This window comes from Moraxella sp. CTOTU49803 (genome assembly GCF_032097965.1).
GTDB classification, from domain to species: domain Bacteria; phylum Pseudomonadota; class Gammaproteobacteria; order Pseudomonadales; family Moraxellaceae; genus Faucicola; species Faucicola tetraodonis.
Genome location: NZ_DAMCJP010000003.1, coordinates 101791 through 122683 on the forward strand (window position 1 = coordinate 101791; position 20893 = coordinate 122683).

Annotated in this window: 21 protein-coding genes; 6 read left to right on the forward strand and 15 right to left on the reverse strand. The window is 43.8% G+C overall.

Annotated elements, in window-relative coordinates; genetic code table 11:
* Positions 1-29: 29 nt before the first annotated feature.
* The 3 genes from RT422_RS05855 to RT422_RS05865 all read left to right on the forward strand — a co-directional run bounded on the left by RT422_RS05855 (position 30) and on the right by RT422_RS05865 (position 2231).
* Positions 30-1133 carry an ionic transporter y4hA gene (locus tag RT422_RS05855; RefSeq protein ID WP_284034267.1) on the forward strand — a complete coding sequence of 368 codons (1104 nt, stop codon included), beginning with the start codon at positions 30-32 and terminating at the stop codon, positions 1131-1133.
* A gap of 266 nt (positions 1134-1399) precedes the next feature.
* Entirely contained in the window at positions 1400-1909 is a 510-nt protein-coding gene (lysM, locus tag RT422_RS05860; RefSeq protein WP_284034266.1) for a peptidoglycan-binding protein LysM, read from the forward strand.
* A gap of 97 nt (positions 1910-2006) precedes the next feature.
* Positions 2007-2231, forward strand: coding sequence for a hypothetical protein (locus tag RT422_RS05865; protein ID WP_313421632.1), 225 nt, complete (start codon positions 2007-2009; stop codon positions 2229-2231).
* Positions 2232-2285: 54 nt separating this feature from the next.
* On the opposite strand, the gene RT422_RS05870 is transcribed toward RT422_RS05865, so the two are convergent.
* From RT422_RS05870 to leuC, 5 genes are all read right to left on the reverse strand, one after another.
* Positions 2286-3611, reverse strand: a complete 1326-nt coding sequence (locus tag RT422_RS05870; protein WP_313421634.1) for a L,D-transpeptidase family protein — start codon at positions 3609-3611, stop codon at positions 2286-2288.
* 216 nt (positions 3612-3827) lie between these two features.
* Complete coding sequence (leuB, locus tag RT422_RS05875) at positions 3828-4898, reverse strand: 3-isopropylmalate dehydrogenase (RefSeq protein WP_313421635.1); 1071 nt, start codon at positions 4896-4898, stop codon at positions 3828-3830.
* A gap of 146 nt (positions 4899-5044) precedes the next feature.
* Positions 5045-5689 (reverse strand): hypothetical protein, encoded by a 645-nt coding sequence (locus RT422_RS05880; RefSeq protein ID WP_313421637.1) that lies wholly within the window; start codon positions 5687-5689, stop codon positions 5045-5047.
* A 287-nt stretch (positions 5690-5976) separates the two neighbouring features.
* Complete coding sequence (leuD, locus tag RT422_RS05885; protein WP_007114912.1) at positions 5977-6627, reverse strand: 3-isopropylmalate dehydratase small subunit; 651 nt, start codon at positions 6625-6627, stop codon at positions 5977-5979.
* 9 nt (positions 6628-6636) lie between these two features.
* Entirely contained in the window at positions 6637-8055 is a 1419-nt protein-coding gene (gene leuC, locus RT422_RS05890; protein WP_099808268.1) for a 3-isopropylmalate dehydratase large subunit, read from the reverse strand.
* Positions 8056-8302: 247 nt separating this feature from the next.
* Between leuC and RT422_RS05895 the strand changes: the two genes are divergently transcribed.
* The gene (locus tag RT422_RS05895; protein ID WP_065252955.1) at positions 8303-9193 is read left to right on the forward strand and encodes a LysR family transcriptional regulator; all 891 of its coding nucleotides are present in this window, start codon (positions 8303-8305) and stop codon (positions 9191-9193) included.
* 52 nt (positions 9194-9245) lie between these two features.
* Here the strand turns inward: RT422_RS05895 and RT422_RS05900 are convergent, their stop codons facing one another.
* Together RT422_RS05900 and RT422_RS05905 are read right to left on the reverse strand one after the other, a co-directional pair.
* On the reverse strand, positions 9246-10649 hold the full coding sequence (locus RT422_RS05900; RefSeq protein ID WP_313421639.1) for an outer membrane protein transport protein: 1404 nt from the start codon (positions 10647-10649) through the stop codon (positions 9246-9248).
* Between the two features lie 272 nt (positions 10650-10921).
* Positions 10922-11617, reverse strand: coding sequence for a DUF3108 domain-containing protein (locus tag RT422_RS05905; protein ID WP_065252953.1), 696 nt, complete (start codon positions 11615-11617; stop codon positions 10922-10924).
* A gap of 397 nt (positions 11618-12014) precedes the next feature.
* On the opposite strand from RT422_RS05905, the gene RT422_RS05910 reads away from it, so the two are divergent.
* Positions 12015-12308 (forward strand): co-chaperone GroES, encoded by a 294-nt coding sequence (locus RT422_RS05910; RefSeq protein ID WP_198001374.1) that lies wholly within the window; start codon positions 12015-12017, stop codon positions 12306-12308.
* A 171-nt stretch (positions 12309-12479) separates the two neighbouring features.
* A complete protein-coding gene (gene groL, locus RT422_RS05915; protein ID WP_007114919.1) occupies positions 12480-14120 on the forward strand; it encodes a chaperonin GroEL in 1641 nt (546 codons plus the stop codon).
* A gap of 227 nt (positions 14121-14347) precedes the next feature.
* Here groL and yaaA read toward each other — a convergent pair whose 3' ends face one another.
* The 8 genes from yaaA to RT422_RS05955 form a co-directional block, all read right to left on the reverse strand.
* Complete coding sequence (gene yaaA, locus RT422_RS05920) at positions 14348-15154, reverse strand: peroxide stress protein YaaA (protein ID WP_313421640.1); 807 nt, start codon at positions 15152-15154, stop codon at positions 14348-14350.
* 101 nt (positions 15155-15255) lie between these two features.
* Entirely contained in the window at positions 15256-16176 is a 921-nt protein-coding gene (gene argF / locus RT422_RS05925) for an ornithine carbamoyltransferase (protein WP_096489138.1), read from the reverse strand.
* A 126-nt stretch (positions 16177-16302) separates the two neighbouring features.
* Positions 16303-17388 carry an alanine racemase gene (gene alr / locus RT422_RS05930; protein WP_313421641.1) on the reverse strand — a complete coding sequence of 362 codons (1086 nt, stop codon included), beginning with the start codon at positions 17386-17388 and terminating at the stop codon, positions 16303-16305.
* Positions 17389-17415: 27 nt separating this feature from the next.
* The gene (gene dnaB, locus RT422_RS05935; RefSeq protein ID WP_282841928.1) at positions 17416-18837 is read right to left on the reverse strand and encodes a replicative DNA helicase; all 1422 of its coding nucleotides are present in this window, start codon (positions 18835-18837) and stop codon (positions 17416-17418) included.
* 274 nt (positions 18838-19111) lie between these two features.
* Complete coding sequence (gene rplI, locus RT422_RS05940) at positions 19112-19570, reverse strand: 50S ribosomal protein L9 (protein WP_065252950.1); 459 nt, start codon at positions 19568-19570, stop codon at positions 19112-19114.
* 15 nt (positions 19571-19585) lie between these two features.
* A complete protein-coding gene (gene rpsR, locus RT422_RS05945; protein ID WP_036594162.1) occupies positions 19586-19813 on the reverse strand; it encodes a 30S ribosomal protein S18 in 228 nt (75 codons plus the stop codon).
* Positions 19814-19828: 15 nt separating this feature from the next.
* Positions 19829-20257 (reverse strand): 30S ribosomal protein S6, encoded by a 429-nt coding sequence (gene rpsF / locus RT422_RS05950; protein WP_007114929.1) that lies wholly within the window; start codon positions 20255-20257, stop codon positions 19829-19831.
* Between the two features lie 145 nt (positions 20258-20402).
* On the reverse strand, positions 20403-20867 hold the full coding sequence (locus tag RT422_RS05955) for a hypothetical protein (protein ID WP_313421643.1): 465 nt from the start codon (positions 20865-20867) through the stop codon (positions 20403-20405).
* Between the last annotated feature and the right edge of the window lie 26 nt (positions 20868-20893).

A 20893-nucleotide genomic window follows, 5' to 3' on the forward strand; every position in this document is an offset into this window, starting at 1 on the left:
TTAGAAAATATAGATAGAGCGGAGGGGATATGGCAAAAACATTTTGGCTGAACCAAAAATATAATATCAATTTACCCATTTGGACGTTATTGTCGCCAAGTATTGCCGCTTTAGTGCTTGCGGTGCATTTGATTTGGCATCCCTCGGGTATCATCATGAATACCGTGACGGCGATTTTTTTGATGGGGTCAGTTTTTGCTGCCGTACATCACGCTGAGGTGATTGCTCACAAAGTGGGTGAGCCTTTTGGTACGTTGGTTTTGGCATTGGCGGTCACCGTGATTGAAGTGGCACTTATTTTGGCACTCATGAGTAGTAGCACACCCACCGATGCCGCCGTGCTTGCCCGTGATACGGTATTTGCAGCAGTGATGCTGATTTGTAACGGGATTATTGGTATTTGCCTGTTGATTGGTGGTATCAAAAATTACGTACAGCGTTATAGTTTGCATGGCAGTAAAGCGGCAATTAGTGTGTTATTGGCGATTGCATTAATCGTATTTATTTTACCCAATTTTACCACCTCTGCCGCAGGCGGTTTTATGATTGGCGCTCAGCTGCTGTTTGTAGCGATTTGCTGTTTGATTTTGTATGCCGCATTTATCTTTACCCAAACCATTCGTCACCGTGATTATTTTATTGCCGACGGTGTAGATGATCAGCATCACAGTGATAATGCGCTAACCACGGCGATGAGTGTAGGATTTTTGTTTTTCAGTTTGGTGACGGTCGTGGGTCTTGCTAAGATGTTGTCGCCTGCGATGGAAGCGGCGCTGCTGGCGATGGGTATGCCAAAAATTGTGCTAGGGATTATTATTGCTGCTTTGGTACTGTTGCCTGAATCTATTGCTGCGGTAAAAGCTGCCTACAACGACCAACTGCAAAACAGTTTAAATTTGGCGTTAGGCTCGGCTTTGGCGTCTATTTCGTTGACAATTCCTGTTATCGCGCTTTATTCAATGTTCACAGCAACGCCCGTCATGTTTGGGTTGTCTGCCAAAGAAGGGCTAATGCTGGTTATTACGCTGATGATAACCATCAATACTTTAAGTACCGGGCGCACCACTTTTTTACATGGCATCATCCATTTGGTCATGTTAGCCACTTTTGTGTTTTTCTCAATTATCCCCTAAAGGAATAAATGGCATAGAAAATTGGCGTAATAGATGAAAGACTACTTGCAATTAGTAACATTCCTTTACTAAATACTTATGCTCATTAATTTAAGTTTTTGCTAATCTAGAGGGCAACTAGAATAACGCCATACTTAACACGATTATCGTTGTAGTGATTAGAGGTCATTCTAGTCATTTGAGGTGTTGAAACGATCATTTAAGAGTTTCAACGAACCATACATTAAAAATTGTGCATTAAAATATTACAACATAAGGAAAAACAAATGGGACTATTTAGCTTTGCAAAAGACATCGGTGATAAAATCTTTCATCGTAACAAAGACGCTGCGCCAGCATCGACACCTGCATCAAACATAGCACCAACCGCAACGCCTGCAGCCTCTAATGAGCCATCTGCACAAGAGATCGCGAACTTATTGATTCAGCGCATCCAACAAAATGCCAAAATTGACAATCTATCAGTCAACTATGACGGTAACACTGACAAAGTAACTATTAATGGTTCTGCTGCTAACCAAGCAGAGCGCGAAAAAGCCATTCTAGCGGCAGGTAATGTACAGTATGTTGCACAAGTGGAAGACAACATCACGGTTGCGACGCAAGAGCCAGAATCTCGTATGTACACAGTGAAATCAGGCGATACGCTGTCAAAAATTTCAAAAGAAGTGTATGGCGATACCAACCAATACAACAAAATCTTTGAAGCCAACAAACCATTACTCTCTGACCCAAACAAAATCTATCCAGGTCAAGTGCTTCGTATCCCAGCTTAATTTTTACCTTAAGCCTTTTAAAAAACCAGTGACTCCTGTCGCTGGTTTTTTTATAAAAAAATTTGCATATCGATAAATAAAGTTTTAAGGATAAACCATGAAAAACCAAAAACAATTAATCAAATTGGGTGAGCAACTGGAGAAAAATCCGTCAATCGCTCAATCTAATTTGCCAGTTAAGCCCCGTAACTACTTGGCATTAAACCCACTGCTACAAAAAGGCGGACTGCATGAAAAAGACGATGTGGATATCGCCCGTAAGAAACAACGCAGGCAGACCAAGCAGGATTTGAGAAAACAAGTTTGGCGACAAGAATCGTAATAACCAAAAACCCCAAATTTAGGGGTGTTTATTTGACGCCTATACAATATAAACTTATTCAAATACCACGTCTGCGCCATCGGCTATCGTGCCATACAGACTTAGCGCATCCCAATTGGTCAAACGCACACAACCGTGTGATTTTTGTGCGCTGATTAACTCAGGCTCAGGCGAGCCATGAATACCATAGCCACGTTTTGATAACCCAATCCAAGCGCGCCCCACAGGATTGTTGGGTCCTGGTGGTAGCCACTTTTCTTTGGAAGAAAAATCAGTATTATAGGTGGGGTTTAATACCCGGTTTTTAACTTTTAAACTGCCAGACGGTGAGGGGGTGTAGTTAGAACCCACGGTTGTTGGGTAGCTTGCAACGAGCTCACCATTAGCAGAATAGGCGTATAGAATATTTTTCTTTTTATCACTCACAACCTTAGTCACTTCCGTCATATTGGGCTGATAAGGATTGTACACGGTGATAACGTTACCTGCTTTGAGTGGCGTGGTGGGGTTTAATCGACTCACCAGTTTTTGGCTCATATGGAACTTTTCAGCTACTGCTTCACGCGCTGATTTGTATTGCATGTCTTTGGGCGCTTTGGTGATAACCAAATCATCGCGCGTTAGCTGATAATTGATAAAAATCGGCTGCTTATTTAAAGTCTCGTTGCTGGTTAACGCTGACCAAGTGGCTTCATCCATCGTGGTGGTTACGGGCAGATTGTGCTTTTGCTGAAAAATCTGCATCGCTTTGATGGTGTTTTTATTCATTATCCCAGTCAGCGCCCCCACACTATGCCCATGCCAGTTAAGCAGTGCTTGGGTCTTAAATACCAGCAGTTCATCAGGCTTAATGAACACTTGTTTTGATGGTAACGTGTCTTTGTCAGCCACGGATGACGGATTGTCATTAGCCGATTGTTTGAGTGCAGCATAGTCAATAGTTGATTGAAAACCTGGCGTAGATTGGGTCGCTGAAGCAGATGCGGTTGATGCGGCTTGTGACGCGACTACCGCAGAGGCAGGCATGGCTTTTAATTCAATTGCGCCTGTGGGTGACCAACTCACTTGGTTTACTTGCTGGGCAACCATCGGTAAATTATCAGTGGTATAGGCAATCTCTGGCAAGGCTTGTTTCAGTCGTTGCTGCACCAAGCTTGCGCCAATAAACTGTTGACTGACATTGGCTTTTAGCGTTGGGGCAGGCGAAGAGGCAGCGACACTTGCGGTTGTACTGGCTGCAGTACTAGTACTAGCTATAGTACTTGCTGTCGCAACTGTGGGTACATCCATCGCTTGATTGGGTGACTGTTGACAGGCAGATAAACTGATAGCAAGCAGTAGGCTTGTAAAGCAAGGTAAGATTTTATGATAAGAAGACATAGTCATTGAATTTTAAGAAAAATTTAGCAAGTGAGGATGGAAGGTCATCGAGGTTTTAGAGAAACGATAATGGCATACTATAGCAAAACTGGTTTCAAGATAAGCAGGATTTTACAAATTTTTCAAAAAAATGTTGGTAAAAATGCCATAGAAAAAGGCAGGTTAGACCAGCTAACACTACCTTTAATGCAGGGTAAAAATTAGGGTAATCAAAGATTATAAGTTAGCGATGACCGCATCACCCATCTCTGAGCAAGAAACCAGCGTGGTGCCTTGTTCAAAGATATCGCCTGTGCGTAACCCTTGTTGCAATACTTTTTGCACTGCTTGCTCAACCTGTGTGGCACGGGCTTCATCATTGAGGCTATAGCGTAACAGCATCGCCAATGACAAAATGGTTGCCAACGGGTTGGCTTTATTTTGACCGGCGATATCAGGGGCAGAACCATGCGATGGTTCATATAGCCCTTTGCCTGTGTCATTTAAGCTTGCTGATGGTAGCATACCAATAGAGCCAGTCAGCATTGAGGCTTGATCTGATAAAATATCGCCAAAAATATTGCCGGTGGCAATCACATCAAACTGTTTTGGGGCTTTGACCAGCTGCATCGCTGCATTGTCGACATACATGTGAGTCAATTCAACATCTGGGTATTCGGCAGCCACTTCAGTGAAAATCTGCTTCCAAAACTCTGTGGTCTCAAGCACGTTGGCTTTATCAACTGAACAGAGTTTTTTACCGCGTTTTTGCGCCGCTTCAAAGGCGACTTTGGCGATACGGCGAATTTCTGATTCGCTGTATTTCATGGTGTTGTAGCCTTCTTTCTCGCCGTTTTCAAGCGTGCGAATACCGCGTGGTTCACCAAAATAAATATCGCCGGTGAGCTCACGGACAATCAAAATATCTAACCCAGATACCACCTCAGGTTTTAAAGTTGAGGCATTGGCAAGCTCTGGATAAAGAATGGCTGGGCGAAGATTGGCAAATAGATTTAAGTCTTTACGAATCGCCAGTAATCCACGCTCTGGGCGCACTGAGCGTTCAAGGCTATCATACTGTGGGCCGCCGACAGCACCGAGCAATACCGCATCAGCCTTGCGGCACAGGGTTTGGGTAGCTTCTGGATAGGGTGAGCCATGCGCATCATACGCTGAGCCACCTAACAGCCCATACTCATAGCGAGCGTCTAAGCCTTGCTCGATTAATTTGTCCAATACTTTGACAGCTTGTCCAATGATTTCAGGACCAATACCATCACCTTGTAATACGGCGATCTGTTTTGTCATGTTACTTCCTTCACGTTAATCCACAACTTTTTGCTGACAACGCAGCTTTTAAAATTTTGTTAGTTTCTAAAAAATAATCGAATCAGGCATTATTGAATGACGCTTTCTTGGATAAAGCTTTTTGTGAGAAAAGCTTTTAGGGGCATCTATAAAGCAATCTTTATAAATTCATTCGATAAAGCGCCTTGCTGATTAGGTTTTTTACACCATTGATTGGTAAGTTTGGCATTTTCATACAAATCAATACACAGGGGCGTTGGGGCAGACTGCGCTAGCAAACTATAATCGGTCTTTTGAATTTGGCGGTAGGCTTTGAGCTCATAGCGTTTACCGCTTTCAAAACGATGGATAAAACTGAAACTTTCAACTGTCGTCAAATCTTCATCCAAATAAAAACGGGTGGCAACCATGTGCTGACCACTGGGAAAACTTACCAAGTAATTTGGTATAGTAGATTTGCTCTGCGGCTTACTCATCAAAGGTGTGACGGTCACTGGGCTAGTCACTGAGCTATGGTTGCCAAGTGTTGCGCTCGGGGCGTGAGTCGATTGATTGATAATTGACAACTTGCCAATACGATTGATTTCACAGGCATAGATACCCGTACATTTTAGTGTGCTTTTGCCTGCAGCAATCGGTTGCGGCGCTGTTACCACTGAGGGTTTGGCGCGTGCGCTTGGCTGCTTTGTCATTGATTGACAGCCAGATAGCGCCACTGCCGAATAAATCGCAATGGCTATACCTACAACAGGCAAACAGTCAGGGCGAAAAAAGCGCTTCGTAAACATCATGGTCGTTATTCCCTCAAATCAAAAAAGGCAACTAAAATATTGCAGTAACAGGGTGGCTGCCATAGTTAGACGATGATAATTATGGCGGATGATGCCATGATTTAAACACAGTCATAGGCACGCTAAAATGTGACTAACATAACCAATATGCCAACCTTTGTCAAAAAATGCCTTTTTTATACGCGGCTTATACGCAGGTTGGGATAGATGATGGATAAGTTCTCAATGATAAATCATCAATGATGAAACGCTACTGACAGTGTAAATTTACCTAACCAAGCAGCACTTTAAGCTGCGCCTGTGCCAAATACCCAAGGGCGTGATTGTTTGGCGTTTTCTTCATACGCTTTGATGCTATCAGCTTGCTGCAATGTCAGACCAATATCGTCTAAACCGTTGAGCAGACAGTGCTTACGAAATTCATCGACGTCAAACGCATAGCTTTTGCCAGAGGGTGAAATCACTTGCTGCTTTTCTAAATCCACGGTTAATTGGTAGCCATCTTGGGCAAAACATTCGGCAAACAATTCACTGACCGCATCTTCGCTTAAAATCACTGGCAACATGCCGTTTTTAAAGCAGTTGTTGTAGAAAATATCGGCAAAACTTGGCGCAATCACCGTGCGAAAACCGTATTCTTCAAGCGCCCAAGGGGCATGCTCACGGCTTGAACCACAACCAAAGTTTTTACGTGCAAGCAAAATGTTAGCACCTTGATAACGGGGCTGATTTAAAATAAAGTCAGGGTTAATGGGGCGTTTGCTATTGTCTTGACCGGGATAGCCTTCGTCCAAATAACGCCATTCATCAAATAGATTGGCACCAAATCCTGTACGTTTGATAGATTTCAAAAACTGTTTTGGAATGATTTGGTCAGTGTCCACGTTTGAGCGGTCTAGCGGGCAGACAATGCCTTGCTCAAGGGTATATTTTTTCATAGTTCTACCTTAATAATTTCTCACGTCAACAAAATGACCGGCTAATGCGGCAGCGGCGGCCATGGCAGGGCTGACCAAATGGGTACGCCCACCATTGCCTTGACGACCTTCAAAGTTACGATTGGAGGTACTGGCGCAATGTTCTTTTGGCTGTAATTTATCCGCATTCATGGCAAGGCACATCGAGCACCCTGGCTCCCGCCATTCAAAACCGGCTGCGGTAAAGATTTTATCCAGACCTTCGCTTTCTGCTTGTTGTTTAACCAACCCAGAACCGGCTACCACAATCGCTTCTTTGACGCTATCTGCGACTCTGCGACCTTTGATAACCGCCGCCGCTGCGCGAATATCTTCAATACGTGAGTTGGTACAAGAGCCGATAAACACCCGATCGACTTTGATGTCAGTGACCGGTTGACCCGCGGTCAAACCCATATACTCATAGGCGCGTGTCCAAGCCTCTTTTTGTACGTCATCTTTTGCGGCATCTAGGGTAGGGACGTGTGCGCTGATATCCACCACCATCTCAGGGGAGGTGCCCCAAGATACTTGGGGGGCGATGTCCGCGCCTGCCATCTCAATGACGGTATCAAACACGGCATCAGCATCTGAATGCAGGGTTTGCCAGTAAGCCACGGCTTTATCCCACATTTCACCCGTAGGCGCATAGGGACGACCTTTGACGTATTCAATGGTGGTGTCATCAACGGCCACCATACCAACGCGTGCGCCCGCTTCAATCGCCATATTACACACGGTCATACGTCCTTCCATGCTCATGTCACGGAACACATCGCCTGCAAATTCAATGGCGTAGCCTGTGCCGCCCGCGGTGCCGATTTTTGCAATAATCGCTAGTACCACGTCTTTTGGGGTGACACCTTCACCCAATTTGCCATCGACTTTGATAAGCATATTTTTCATCTTGGTTTGCACAAGACACTGCGTTGCCAATACATGCTCAACTTCACTGGTACCGATACCGTGGGCAAGACAGCCTAACGCACCATGGGTTGCGGTATGTGAGTCGCCACACACCACCGTCATCCCAGGTAACACTAAACCTTGTTCTGGGCCTACCACATGCACAATGCCTTGGCGCACGTCATTGATGGTAAATTCAGTGATGTTAAATTTGGCACAGTTTTCATCGAGTGTGGCTACTTGCAAGCGAGAGACGTCATCTTTAATGCCTGCCACCCCTTCTTTACGTTCGCTTGCCACCGTCGGGACATTATGGTCAGGGGTGGCGACGTTTGCTGACAAACGCCAAGGGTCACGATTGGCTAATGACAAGCCTTCAAATGCTTGTGGGCTCGTGACTTCATGTAATAAATGACGGTCGATATAGATAAGACTAGAACCGTCGTCTCGTTGATTGACTAAGTGATCTTGCCAAAGTTTATCATAAAGCGTTTGCGCTGCCATGACACATATCCTATGGTTTTTTTATAAAGGGGCGTAGTAATCGGGTAAACAATAACGCCATTATAACAAAGAAAAATGATAATTTTAATTGATGATTTTTATATTTTATAAAAATTTTAGGAATGTATTGGGCAATTAAATAAATTGTATTTGTGCATACGTTGTCTTATAATCTTATTTAATGTATTTTTTAAAGAATGAAACTTTTATTTATATCAAATGGTAGGGTTTTAGTTTTGGGGGAAAGATGAATACCACAAATTTAAATACTTTTTTAGCGGTTATGCAAACAGGTAGTATCTCGCAGGCGGCTGATAAACTATTTATTACACAGCCTGCAGTGAGTAAACGTATCAAAAACTTAGAAGACGAATTTGATGTCACCCTTTTTGATACTGTGGGTCGTGGTATTATCCCAACCCAAGCGGCACATGACTTGATACCCCATGCCAAACGCTGGCTAGATGATTACGACAATCTAAAAATTAATCTTAAAAACCGCCAGCAAACAGTATCAGGCAAACTGATTATCGGTACCAGTCATCATATTGGCTTACATCATTTGCCAGCTGTCCTCAAACAATTTATCCAAAGCTATCCTGCGGTACAGCTTGAAGTGCATTTTGTCGATTCTGAGCAAGCGCATAAAGCAGTCCTTGATGGCGACTTGTCATTGGCTTTTTTAACGCTACCCCCTGTGTATGATAAACGTCTAAATTATCATATGCTATGGTCAGATCCGCTGCATTTTGTGACAGGCATTTTATCGCCACTCGCGCATAAAATGAACGTGACGCTTGAGCAATTGGCCAACTATCCAGCGATTTTACCCGCCGCCAATACCTTTACCAGCCAAATCACTTTAGCTGAATTTGCCAAATATAACTTAAAACCGTATGCCACCATGAGCACCAATCCGCTGGAGTCGATTCGTATGTTGGTATCGGTTGGGCTAGGCTGGTCGGTGTTACCGCAGACGTTAGTCAATCAAGATTTACAGCCGATTAACATGGATACCCCCGTTGAGTTGCAACGCTATTTGGGGTTGGTCACTAACCCCAATATCACGGTATCTGCAAGCATGGCAGCCTTGCTTGATATGTTAGGATTAGAGGTGGATGGTAAACATCGCGATTAATGGTTCGACATAAAAAAAAGCCTATCGATGTGATAGGCTTTTTTTATGAGACTTATTTTTTCTGATAAGTTAAACGCAGCCCGTAAATCCAAGCATCGTTGTTTTGGAAATCACCCACTAAGTCGCCATTGGGGATTTTTGATTTGGCATCGCCAAACATCAAATATTTCACGCCTGCCGACACGGCGACTTCGGGTGTAACATTGTACTTGGCGCCTAGACCCACATTCCAATGACCTTCCACAGGTCCTAAGGTGGTGGTGGGATCACCCGCGCCGCTATCCCAACCCACTGAGCCTGATACTGCCCATTGATTACTTAATTTTTTACCCAAGCCCACTTCTGCTGCCCAGCCATCATCTGAGTAATCAATCAAGTTTAAACCATTGGGATATAGGGGTTTAAAATCCGCGCCGGTGGCTTTTTTGGTCGTTGCATTATACAGAGGCGGTTTGATTGAAAAATCACTCCAAGGTACCCAGCGCAGTTTTGCGGTCAACAGCGTGGTTGGATTAAGACCTGTTTGAAAGTCAACATTCACAGATTTTGGGGTAGTGATGGTCATGTCATAACTGCCTGATTCGCCAGTTGCTGGCATGTATTCATACGCTACGGTGTCATGATCAATTTCAGAGCGATAAGTCAACGCCGCTTTAAGCGCAATTTCAGGTTTGCTATAGGCCAAACCTGCCATCCAACCATAACCATTCGATTGGGCAAAGATACCATCATAACCTTGGGTCGAATTGTAGGCTGTACCGCGTAAATGCACTTCACCTTCTAATTTTTGTAATACCGGCCCGCCATATACTTGCCAGTTATTTTTTTCGCCAAATTTGACCCCCACCAAACCCGTGAAGTTTTTACTATCAACGGAGGCATTGGTACCTTCGTTGGGATGCTGAGCGATATTGCTTGCTAGATTGTAGGCTGCCCCTGCTTGCTGTGCGGTTTTAACCGCGGTAGCCGCGTTATAAGCGAGTGTTTGGTTGGTTGGATCTGCTTTTGCAGCGGCGGCGGCAGTTTTTGCAGCTGTGGCGGCTGCTAGCGCCGCTTGTCCTGCAGCAGCAACCTGCTGCGCGCTGACTGTACCATTAACAAAGTTATTATTGCCTGTGAACTCAACATCCGCGCCCCACGGCTGGTCAAAAAACACACCCACACTGACTTTATCGTTGACGTCTGCTTTTGCCCCATAATTGATAAAATCATAGTTTAGCGCCATGTTATTAATATCGCGACCTTCTTCATACGTAGTTGGCGAAGGGGTGGTGGCCGCATTGTCTTTGCCACTAATCGATGGGTCGATGGTGATTCTTTCGATGTACGCAAAAGTGCCATCTTGCGTAAACCCCCAACTTGGCTGAGTTGAGCGGTCAAGCCCTGCGGCTTGGGCAGCGCTAGCAAATGAAATGCTGGCAATAGCGAGTGTTAAGGATTGCAATCTTAATGACATGAAATACTCCCTTTTACATGGATATTGATAAAGTGCGAATTGGAGAGCTTGCTAAAGGTTGCTAACAGATATGAGAAACTTAGACAGGATAGTGAGGCCTTCCAATGGACCCACAAAGAATAGTTAAAAACTTACGCCTTGACAACTTATGGCTTACAAAAATAGCGCCAATTTCTGACCTGATAAGTCACTAATAGCGTATTTATAGTGACATAAACATAAAAAAACACCGATTAATATAATCGGTGTTTGAGTCAAAACATAACAAAGTATTAATTTACTCTCGCCAAATTCATTTCCATTTTTTTACCATCATTGTTTTGAACGACTTTAACAGGTAGATAATCGAGTTTTGGGGCTAACCAAAAACTGGTTTGACGGTCTTTATCATCATGTACGCGATCGATACGCACCACATCAAAAGTACCCGCTGGCACGGTAATGCGAGTCATGGCAGATTTTTTGAAGGGCACCGCTTCAACGGTATTGCGATCTGCCATGTAATAGTTACCACGGAACTTGCCTGCTTTTAAATCTTCCCGAATTTGAATTTCTAAACTTAAATCATCATACGCAGGCTGTGGCAAAGCAATGACTTTGTTTTGACCTTTATAATTGGTGACCAGTTGTTTTTTTGCGTTATTAAAGTTTAATGTGGTAGTTCGACCCGTCCCTAAGATTTTGTATTGGGTTAATGCGCTCACCGGTAAGATAGCGCCATTGGTATTGACAAAATTGGCGGTTTGCTTGGCACTGGCTAATTTACCGACACTTGCATTAACATTATAAAAATACTGATTGCCAGTTTGGGTCAATACACGGCTTGCGGTACCATTATATTTGCCTTCAATATTAAAATTATAGGTTGCATTAAAAGGGGCAACTGCCGCATTCGCTATAGAAGTGATAGCCATCGCTGACACGAGTGAAGTACTTACTAACAGTTTTTTTACTAAAGAATTTTTCATGTTTCATCCATCAAATAACGTTCATAAGGTTAAATCTATTTGGTATGCATACAGTAGTATTGACGGCAAGCAAATACAAGCCAGTTAACAAAAGATTGTGATTGTGCAATAAACGACAGTCTTTATGAGGTATTTGGGTGAAGGGGTTAAAAAAATGACAACAAATTGCAAAATTTCGTAATTTTCTGCTTGAACAAACTGGCATACATCCCCACTGTTAGACAGTGAATTGATAACATGTGATAAGCATATGATTATGTATGCAAACAGATAGTTATCATCTTTTTGTGGTCGGCAAAATAGCGGTGGTCTTTTGAGCTAACCTCTGAGCTGATCACAGCTTTCAAAGCTAACTACGGCTTTCAAACAATAATTTAACAGTTAATTTATGGAGTAGATTATGGCAATTCGTCCTTTACATGATCGTATCGTCGTGCGTCGCAGCGAAGAAGAACAAAAAACGGCTGGCGGTTTATTACTAGCAGGCAGTGCCCAAGAAAAACCTTCTCAAGGTGAAGTGATTGCAGTAGGTAATGGTCAAATCCGTGAAAACGGTGATGTACGTGCGCTCGATGTCAAAGTCGGCGACAAAGTACTCTTTGGTCAATATGCCGGCTCAACGGTTAAAGTAGATGGTGAAGAATTATTGATTATGAAAGAAAGTGATGTATTGGGTGTGATTGAAGGTTAATCAGTCATTACTTTAAACAATCGTTTTTTACCCAAAAGCTAATTTACTTAGTCTTAATTTACCTGGTCTTAATCTAACTGGTTAAGTACTTGGTAAAGTAATTGATAGCAACCGTGGTAGCAATTTGGACTACCTTATACAAATAAAAATTTATAATTTGGAGAATTTAACATGGCTAAAGATGTAAAATTTGGTATTGATGCCCGTGCAAAAATGATTGATGGCGTCAACGTATTGGCAAATGCGGTTAAAGTGACATTAGGCCCTAAAGGTCGTAACGTGGTTATCGACAAATCTTTTGGCGCACCCACCATCACTAAAGATGGCGTATCAGTGGCTAAAGAAATCGAACTTGATGACAAATTTGAGAACATGGGTGCACAGCTGGTCCGTGAAGTTGCAAGTAAAACCAATGATGTTGCAGGTGACGGTACTACCACAGCGACTGTTTTAGCCCAAGCGATTTTGCAAGAAGGCATGAAATCAGTTGCCGCTGGCATGAACCCAATGGACTTAAAACGTGGTATCGATAAAGGTGTACGTGCTGTTGTTGCACAAATCCACGCGTTTTCAACCCCAGCCAATGACACTAAAGCCATCGCACAAGTTGGCTCTATCTCAGCTAACTCTGACCAAACTATCGGTGACTTAATCGCTCAAGCGATGGAAAAAGTGGGTAAAGAAGGCGTAATCACAGTTGAAGAAGGTTCAGGCTTTGAAGATACCCTTGAAGTCGTTGAAGGTATGCAATTTGATCGTGGCTACATCAGCCCATACTTTGCCAATAAAGCAGATACGTTGACCGCTGAACTAGAAAACCCATTAATCTTGTTAGTCGACAAAAAAATCAGCAATATCCGTGAGTTGATTCCACTGCTTGAAAACGTGATGAAATCTGGTAAAGCCTTACTGATCATTGCTGAAGATGTTGAAAACGAAGCCTTGGCAACTTTAGTTGTGAATAACATGCGCGGCGGTTTAAAAGTTTGTGCTGTCAAAGCCCCTGGTTTTGGTGACCGTCGTAAAGCGATGCTTCAAGATATCGCAATCTTAACGGGTGGTACAGTTGTATCAGAAGAACTGGGCATGAGCTTAGAAACTGCGGATTTATCAGTATTAGGTACTGCCAAAAAAGTGACGGTTGGTAAAGAAAACACTGTGATTGTCGATGGTGCCGGTCAAAAAACTGAAATCGATGATCGTGTTGCCTCTATCCGTCGCCAAGTGGAAGAATCAACCTCTGATTATGACAAAGAAAAGCTACAAGAGCGTATTGCTAAACTCGCAGGCGGTGTGGCAGTTATCAAAGTCGGTGCGGCGACTGAAACTGAAATGAAAGAGAAAAAAGACCGTGTGGATGATGCCTTGCATGCAACTCGTGCTGCCGTCGAAGAAGGCGTTGTAGCAGGTGGTGGTGTGGCATTGGTTCGCGCTATCTCTGCGCTTGACAATGTCAATGGTGACAATGACGACCAAGCCGCGGGTATCAACATTCTACGCCGTGCGATGGAAGCACCACTTCGTCAAATCGTGACCAACGCAGGTGATGAAGCATCTGTGGTGGTAAACCAAGTCAAAGGCGGTCAAGGTAACTACGGTTACAACGCAGCGACTGGTGAATATGGCGATATGCTTGAAATGGGTATCTTAGACCCAGCCAAAGTCACTCGCTCAGCGCTTGAAAACGCAGCATCTGTGGCAGGCTTGATGCTTACGACAGAAGCAATGATTACTGACCTGCCAAAAGACGACGCTGGCGCTGCTGCCATGGGTGGTATGGGCGGCATGGGTGGTATGGGCGGCATGATGTAATCTAAAGATTATATCCTACTCAAGCCATTTAGCTAAAATTAAAACCCTATTAAACTTCAGTTTAATAGGGTTTTTTAATTAGGGAAATTATCACAACCATGACGATGGAACTACCGACCGCTTCACTACCACAAGCCAACACCATCGGTGTATTCAATAAAAATGTGTTAAAAGATAGTATGAGTGTGGATTTATGGGCGAATATTTTGCGTTAAATGGCGGCGCAGTTAATCATTATCCCGTCTAAAAACATACTCAGTTGAGCTTGAAGCATTTTCAACAAACTGATAGCCTTCCAAGTTAAAGTCTTTTAACTGTTGCGCGGTTGTCAGCTGATTTTCAGCGGCAAAACGCACCATCAAGCCGCGTGCCTTTTTGGCATAGAAACTTACCACTTTATATTGACCATCTTTGCCGTCTTCAAAACGGGGCGTGATAATATCCGCGCTGATTTTTTTGGGATTAACCGCCTTGAAGTATTCGTTGGAAGCCAAGTTTACCAAAACTTTGTGTTTATTTTCTGCCATGCGTTGATTGATGAGATTGGCAAGCGTATCGCCCCAAAATTGATACAAATTATCGCCTCTAGGATTTTTTAGTTTTGTGCCCATTTCCAAGCGATAGGGTAGCATCAAATCAAGCGGTTTTAACAAGCCGTACAACCCAGACAATATTCCTAATCGCTCATTGACATAATGGACTTGTTGTTCAGTCATTTGCTGCGCTGCCAAACCTGTATAGACATCGCCATCAAATAAATACAGCGCCGCTTTAGCAGGTATGTCAGCATGATCGGTGCTAAATGGCTGGGTAGTATCCCATCGCCAATTTTGGTTGCGCACGGCATTTAATTGCCCAAGTTTACCTGAAATACTCATCAACGCTGACAACTCGGTTGGTGCTAATGTTTTTAATTCACCCATCAATTCGCAAGCGTGCGCCATCAAAGCAGGCTGGGTGTAATGCTGACTAAAATCAAAAGGTAAATCATTTTTTTCATTCAGATTTTTGGCAGGCGAGAGCACAAAGTACATGGGGTATGTTCCGTTTACTTTATCGGTTAAGAATTCGAGCTGTTAAGATAATGATGATAATGGCAGAGCAGGGCGCAAAGATAACGCCCAAGCCACATAGACTAGGCGAGTTTGATTTTATCGGTTAACAAGAATTCCATCAGCGCTTTTTGGGCATGCAGACGATTTTCGGCTTCATCCCATACCACAGCGCGCGGATCCTCAAGCAAATCATAGGAGATTTCTTCGCCGCGGTGGGCAGGCAGACAATGCATAAATAATACGTCTGGATCGGCTTTATCCAGTAATGAGCGGGTCACCATATACTGGGCAAATCGCCGCGCACGAGTATTTTGCTCGCTCTCTTGCCCCATACTTGCCCATACATCGGTGGCGACCAAATGCGAGCCTTTGACCGCCTCATTAACATCTTCGACCAGCTCAACACAGTGCGAATACTGCTTGATGAGGTCGGCATTGGGTTCAAACCCATAAGGCGCGGAAACCCGCAGTTGAAAGCCAAATTGATGCGCAGCATGGATAAAAGAAGCGCACATATTATTGCCATCCCCAATCCAAGTCACTGTTTTGCCTTCGATGCTACCACGGTGCTCTATAAAGGTTTGGATGTCGGCTAGTAGCTGACAAGGATGCTGCTCGTCAGTGAGTGCATTGATAACAGGCACTTGTGAATACTGGGCGAATTTTTCAACAATACTGTGTTCAAAGGTGCGAATCATGACGATATCGACCATGCGTGAGATGACACGTGCTGAATCTTCAATCGGTTCGCCACGACCTAGCTGGGTATCGCGAGGTGATAGAAATATGGCATGACCGCCAAATTGTCCCATGCCTGTTTCAAACGAAATACGGGTACGGGTACTCGATTTTTCAAAAATCATCCCCAAGGTACGACCGACAAAAGGCTGATAAATAACCCCTTCATGCTGCATCAAACGCAGTTCACTGCCGCGTTTAATCACTTGCATCAATTCTTCTTTGCTAAAATCCAATAACGTCAAAAAATGGCGGGTACTCATTGCCTGTCCTACATCCCAATTTTGTCAATAAACATTACAGTAAACTATCAGTATAGCGGATTTATCCAAACTGTCTAGCAAATTGACGCATTTGTGTCACTTTAACATCCGTCACATAGTTAACAGTTACGACTGATAAATCCACGTTGGACGTCGGGTGACCACGCTTAACAGCTCATAGCTAATAGTATCATTCCAGCTACCCACTTCATCAATAGTCGGTGCGTTACCCCAAAGCTGGACAGGGCAGTCAAGGTTTACCTCAGTAGTATGGGTTAAATCAACCATCAACATATCCATCGCCACGCGACCGATGATAGGCGCCTGTTGACCTGCGACCACGACATAGGCATCATCGCTAATCACCCTTGGATAACCATCAGCATAACCCACACTGATAATGCCGATGCGCGCTGGGGCTTGGGCAGTCCAGCGACTACCATAACCCACGCTATCGCCCGCTTTTAGCGTATGAATTGCCATGATGCTGGCATTAAAATGCATGACAGGCTGCAGATTTAGCTGTTTGGCAGTGGCATGATTTACAGGTGTTGCCCCATACAAGATAATGCCTGGGCGCACCCAATCATAATGGCGGTCTGACCAGTTGACAATCCCCGCTGAATTACACAATGAGCCTTTAATCGCTGGGTTGACTTGGTCACGTAGCATTTGTAGGGTTGAATCAAACAACTCAAATTGTTGTTGGTTATTGGGATGATCGATGGCATCAGCGTTGGCAAAATGGGTGGTCAAAACAATCTCATAGCCTGAGCTAGTTAATTGCTGAGCAATTTCCTTGATTTCATCCGATGTAAAGCCAAGGCGGTTCATGCCAGTGTTTAGTTTTAGCCAGACGGTTGCGCCGGTTTTTGCAGGCTGCTGCAACGCCCAGTCTAATTGGCGTTGGTGGTGTACCACGCACTCGATTTGATGCGCTGTACAATATTGCCATTCTGCTAATGAAAACGCGCCTTCAATCACTACCATTAATTTTTGCCAGCCCGCCTGTTGTAGTTCTATCGCTTCTTGCAAACAAGCGACACCTAGGGCATCGGCTTGTGCTACGGCGGGTAAACAGTTGACGGCGCCATGCCCGTAGGCATTGGCTTTCACCATGGCTAATACCTTGGCGGTCGGGGCATAATCTTTGACGCGTTGTAAGTTATGGGTAAGCGCTGCTAAATCGATGGTGATGCTGGTTTGACGCACAATCTTGACCTTGTTGCAGTAAAATTTTTATTCATCAGGTTCGCTAAAGGAAGCGGTTTGGTAAAATTCAGGGGTTAAGTTACCAAAACGGGTAAATTGCCCTTCAAAGGACAGGCGCACCGTACCAATAGGTCCATTACGCTGTTTACCAATAATGATTTCAGCTGTGCCTTTAGCATCGCTGTTTTCATTATAAACCTCATCACGATAAATGAACATAATCAAATCGGCATCCTGCTCAATGGCACCCGACTCGCGTAAGTCCGACATAATCGGGCGTTTGTTGGGGCGATTCTCCAAGCTCCGATTTAGCTGTGATAAAGCGACCACAGGGCAATTCATCTCACGGGCAAGCGCTTTTAAGCTTCGAGAAATCTCCGAAATCTCACCCACGCGGTTGTCGCCTAAGCCTGGGACTTTCATCAATTGTAGATAGTCGACCATTACCATCCCAAGTTTGCCATCATTGTCTTTGGCAATACGGCGACAGCGCGAACGAACCTCAGATGGCGGTAGCGCAGTACTGTCATCGATATACAATTTTTTAGCATGCAGATGGGCGATGGCATTGGAAAGTTTACCCCATTCATCTTCATTCATTTGACCTGAGCGCAAATGGGTTTGGTTGATAGCCCCCCAAGAGGACAATAGACGCATCACAATTGACTCGGCAGGCATTTCCATTGAAAACACCACCACCGGCAAATCGGTATTGTGTAAAATACTTTCTGCTAAATTCATCGCAAATGTGGTTTTACCCATCGAAGGACGAGCTGCCACGATAATGAGATCGCCTGCTTGTAGCCCTTGGGTTTTGTTATTGAGCTCTTCAAACGGGGTCTTAAGCCCAATCATGCCTTCAGGATGGTCTTTAAGTTCTTGGATATTGTTGACGACATTGGTAATAACATCGCTCAGTTGGGTAGGACCCTTGTGTTTAGATTGGCGGCTATGGGTTTCATTGATGGCAAAAATTTCGCTTTCAACGGTGTCTAAAATATCACTGACACTTTGATTTTTTGGGTCAAAGGCAAGCTCTAGCATATGGCTGCCGGCTTTAATGATTTGGCGTAAGGTCGAAAATTCCCTGACCCGCTGCGCATAAGCAGTCAAGTTAAACAGCGTCGCTGGGCTTTGTGATAGGATATCGCCTAGATAATCGCTACCCCCCGCAGGCTCAAGCAGTTTTTGCATATCCAGCCAGTCCATCACCATAGTGGCATCATACGGCTCATTGGCATTGGCAAGATGAGAGATGGCATCAAAAATATATTGATGGCGCTGTGCATAAAAATCATATTTGGTAATAATATCTGAGATGCGATCAAACGACTCTTCAAGGCTCATCAGCGACGCTAGGACGGACTTTTCTAAGTCCATACTGTGCGGTTGGTGCTGCGTCAGCGAAGTATTCTTAAGATCGTTCTCTTTGGTTTTATCGTCTGCCATGATGACCTGTGATAAAGTTATTTTAAATAATTTGAAAGGGCAAAAGTTTGCTAAAAGTTATCGGTTGCAAATTGTGAGTCTAACACACGCATCGAAATAGAACAGTCAATATACCGAAAAAACCATCCAAATTCTAATGAGAAAAATATAAAAAATCGGCAATTTTTTTGAATGAAATCAGCTTGAATTTTAGGCTTTTTTGTTGAATTTTTACGCCGCAAACAATAAAAAAAAGAGACAGCAAAGCCATCTCTTTTTTAAAGTAAACTATCAATTAAGCAGCTGAATCTTCTGCCAAGATAGTGACTTGAATGTTGGTCATTACATCGTGATGTAATTGGATATCAACATTGTATTCGCCAATTTGACGTAATGCACCTTCAGGCAATTTAACTTCTGAACGGTCAACAGGTAAACCAGATTTGGTTAAGGCATCGGCGATATCGCGAGTACCGATAGAACCAAATAGTTTGCCTTCATCACCTGATTTTGCACGGATGATAACATTGACGTCTTGTAGCGCTTCAGCACGGGCATTAGCAGCGGCTAATTCATCAGCTTCTACTTTTTCAAGTTCTGCACGGCGTGCTTCAAATTTTTCGATGTTAGAAGCAGTGGCTGGTAATGCTTTACCTTGTGGTACAAGGAAGTTACGACCGTAACCTGCTTTTACATTAACAGTATCGCCTAGTTTACCTAGGTTAGCGATACGTTGTAATAAAATAACTTGCATATATCACTCCTCGGTTTATTTTTGGCTGTCAGTGTAAGGAACCAACGCAAGATAACGCGCTTGTTTGATTGCTACAGCCAATTGGCGTTGATATTTGTTTGAAGTACCAGTGATACGGCTTGGTACGATTTTGCCACTTTCAGTGACATACTGTTTTAGGATTTCGATATCTTTATAATCGATATGGGTAATGCCTTCAGCAGTAAAACGGCAAAATTTACGGCGGCGATAAAAACGTGCCATGATTAGTCTCCTTAATTATTCGTCGTTGTTGTCTTCAGCATCAACTTCTGACTCATCATCATTTGATTGATAGTCATCTTGAGCTGTATCGTTACGGCGTGAAGCTTTACGAGCACGTTTTTCTTCAGCACTTTTTGCTAATGGTGATTCTTCAGTAATCGCTTCGTCACGACGGATAACTAAGCTACGGATGATAGCATCGTTATAACGGAATAATTCTTCAAGCTCATCAAGCGTTTGTTGACCCGCTTCAATGTTTAATAGCACATAGTGAGCTTTGTGAACTTTGTTGATTGGGTAAGCTAATTGACGACGACCCCAATCTTCTAGGCGATGGATAGCACCACCTTGTTCTTTTACTAAGTTGATATAGCGCTCAACCATGCCAACCACTTGGTCGCTTTGGTCTGGGTGAACCAATAATACCAGTTCATAATGTCTCATAAAGACTCCTCACGGATTAAACAGCCGTTGACCCCGTGTCAACAGCAAGGAGATTGAATGCACCTAAGTTAGAATCATCTAACTATATTGGTATAAACAAGGTGCGCTATTATATAGTAGCACACACTCAGTAGCAAGTTAATATTTACTTAACAAATTCACCCACGCATTGCTGCAAGGTATTCGATACCGCACGCGCCACAATGACATTGCGCGCGGTCGGGTCGACTGCTGCTGTGGTCAAATCAACAATGGTGACGGACTGCGGGGCTTTTTCGCTGACGCAGCTACAGACATTGCTCGCTACCTCTGCTTGCTTGTCGGAAGTCATCAAAACGCTGCCCAAGCGCCAGTATTGGTTATTTTGTAATTGAGTTTGGCATTGTTGATTCACCGCGGCTTTAAATATCGCCATACCCACATTGTTGGCAGTGCCGATGGTGTTATTAGCATCCATCACACCAGTACCAGTGGTAGAGGCGCAACCGCCCAAGGCTAGGGCTGAGCCAATTACTGCAGCGGCACTTCCTATGCGTTTAGTAGCTTGGCGTTTATTAACTAGGCGTTTAGATGTCTTGATAGCGGCGAAAAAAGAAAATTGTTGGTGCATGTTAAATACTCCTGTTCTTTATTGTG

Bases quoted from the DNA above. Each gene is read 5' to 3' on its own strand.
- RT422_RS05855 (WP_284034267.1), top strand. From the start codon at position 30: ATGGCAAAAACATTTTGGCTGAACCAAAAATATAATATCAATTTACCC.
- lysM (WP_284034266.1), top strand. From the start codon at position 1,400: ATGGGACTATTTAGCTTTGCAAAAGACATCGGTGATAAAATCTTTCAT.
- RT422_RS05865 (WP_313421632.1), top strand. From the start codon at position 2,007: ATGAAAAACCAAAAACAATTAATCAAATTGGGTGAGCAACTGGAGAAA.
- RT422_RS05870 (WP_313421634.1), bottom strand. From the start codon at position 3,611: ATGTCTTCTTATCATAAAATCTTACCTTGCTTTACAAGCCTACTGCTT.
- leuB (WP_313421635.1), bottom strand. From the start codon at position 4,898: ATGACAAAACAGATCGCCGTATTACAAGGTGATGGTATTGGTCCTGAA.
- RT422_RS05880 (WP_313421637.1), bottom strand. From the start codon at position 5,689: ATGATGTTTACGAAGCGCTTTTTTCGCCCTGACTGTTTGCCTGTTGTA.
- leuD (WP_007114912.1), bottom strand. From the start codon at position 6,627: ATGAAAAAATATACCCTTGAGCAAGGCATTGTCTGCCCGCTAGACCGC.
- leuC (WP_099808268.1), bottom strand. From the start codon at position 8,055: ATGGCAGCGCAAACGCTTTATGATAAACTTTGGCAAGATCACTTAGTC.
- RT422_RS05895 (WP_065252955.1), top strand. From the start codon at position 8,303: ATGAATACCACAAATTTAAATACTTTTTTAGCGGTTATGCAAACAGGT.
- RT422_RS05900 (WP_313421639.1), bottom strand. From the start codon at position 10,649: ATGTCATTAAGATTGCAATCCTTAACACTCGCTATTGCCAGCATTTCA.
- RT422_RS05905 (WP_065252953.1), bottom strand. From the start codon at position 11,617: ATGAAAAATTCTTTAGTAAAAAAACTGTTAGTAAGTACTTCACTCGTG.
- groL (WP_007114919.1), top strand. From the start codon at position 12,480: ATGGCTAAAGATGTAAAATTTGGTATTGATGCCCGTGCAAAAATGATT.
- yaaA (WP_313421640.1), bottom strand. From the start codon at position 15,154: ATGTACTTTGTGCTCTCGCCTGCCAAAAATCTGAATGAAAAAAATGAT.
- argF (WP_096489138.1), bottom strand. From the start codon at position 16,176: ATGAGTACCCGCCATTTTTTGACGTTATTGGATTTTAGCAAAGAAGAA.
- dnaB (WP_282841928.1), bottom strand. From the start codon at position 18,837: ATGGCAGACGATAAAACCAAAGAGAACGATCTTAAGAATACTTCGCTG.
- rplI (WP_065252950.1), bottom strand. From the start codon at position 19,570: ATGCAAGTTATTTTATTACAACGTATCGCTAACCTAGGTAAACTAGGC.
- rpsR (WP_036594162.1), bottom strand. From the start codon at position 19,813: ATGGCACGTTTTTATCGCCGCCGTAAATTTTGCCGTTTTACTGCTGAA.
- rpsF (WP_007114929.1), bottom strand. From the start codon at position 20,257: ATGAGACATTATGAACTGGTATTATTGGTTCACCCAGACCAAAGCGAC.
- RT422_RS05955 (WP_313421643.1), bottom strand. From the start codon at position 20,867: ATGCACCAACAATTTTCTTTTTTCGCCGCTATCAAGACATCTAAACGC.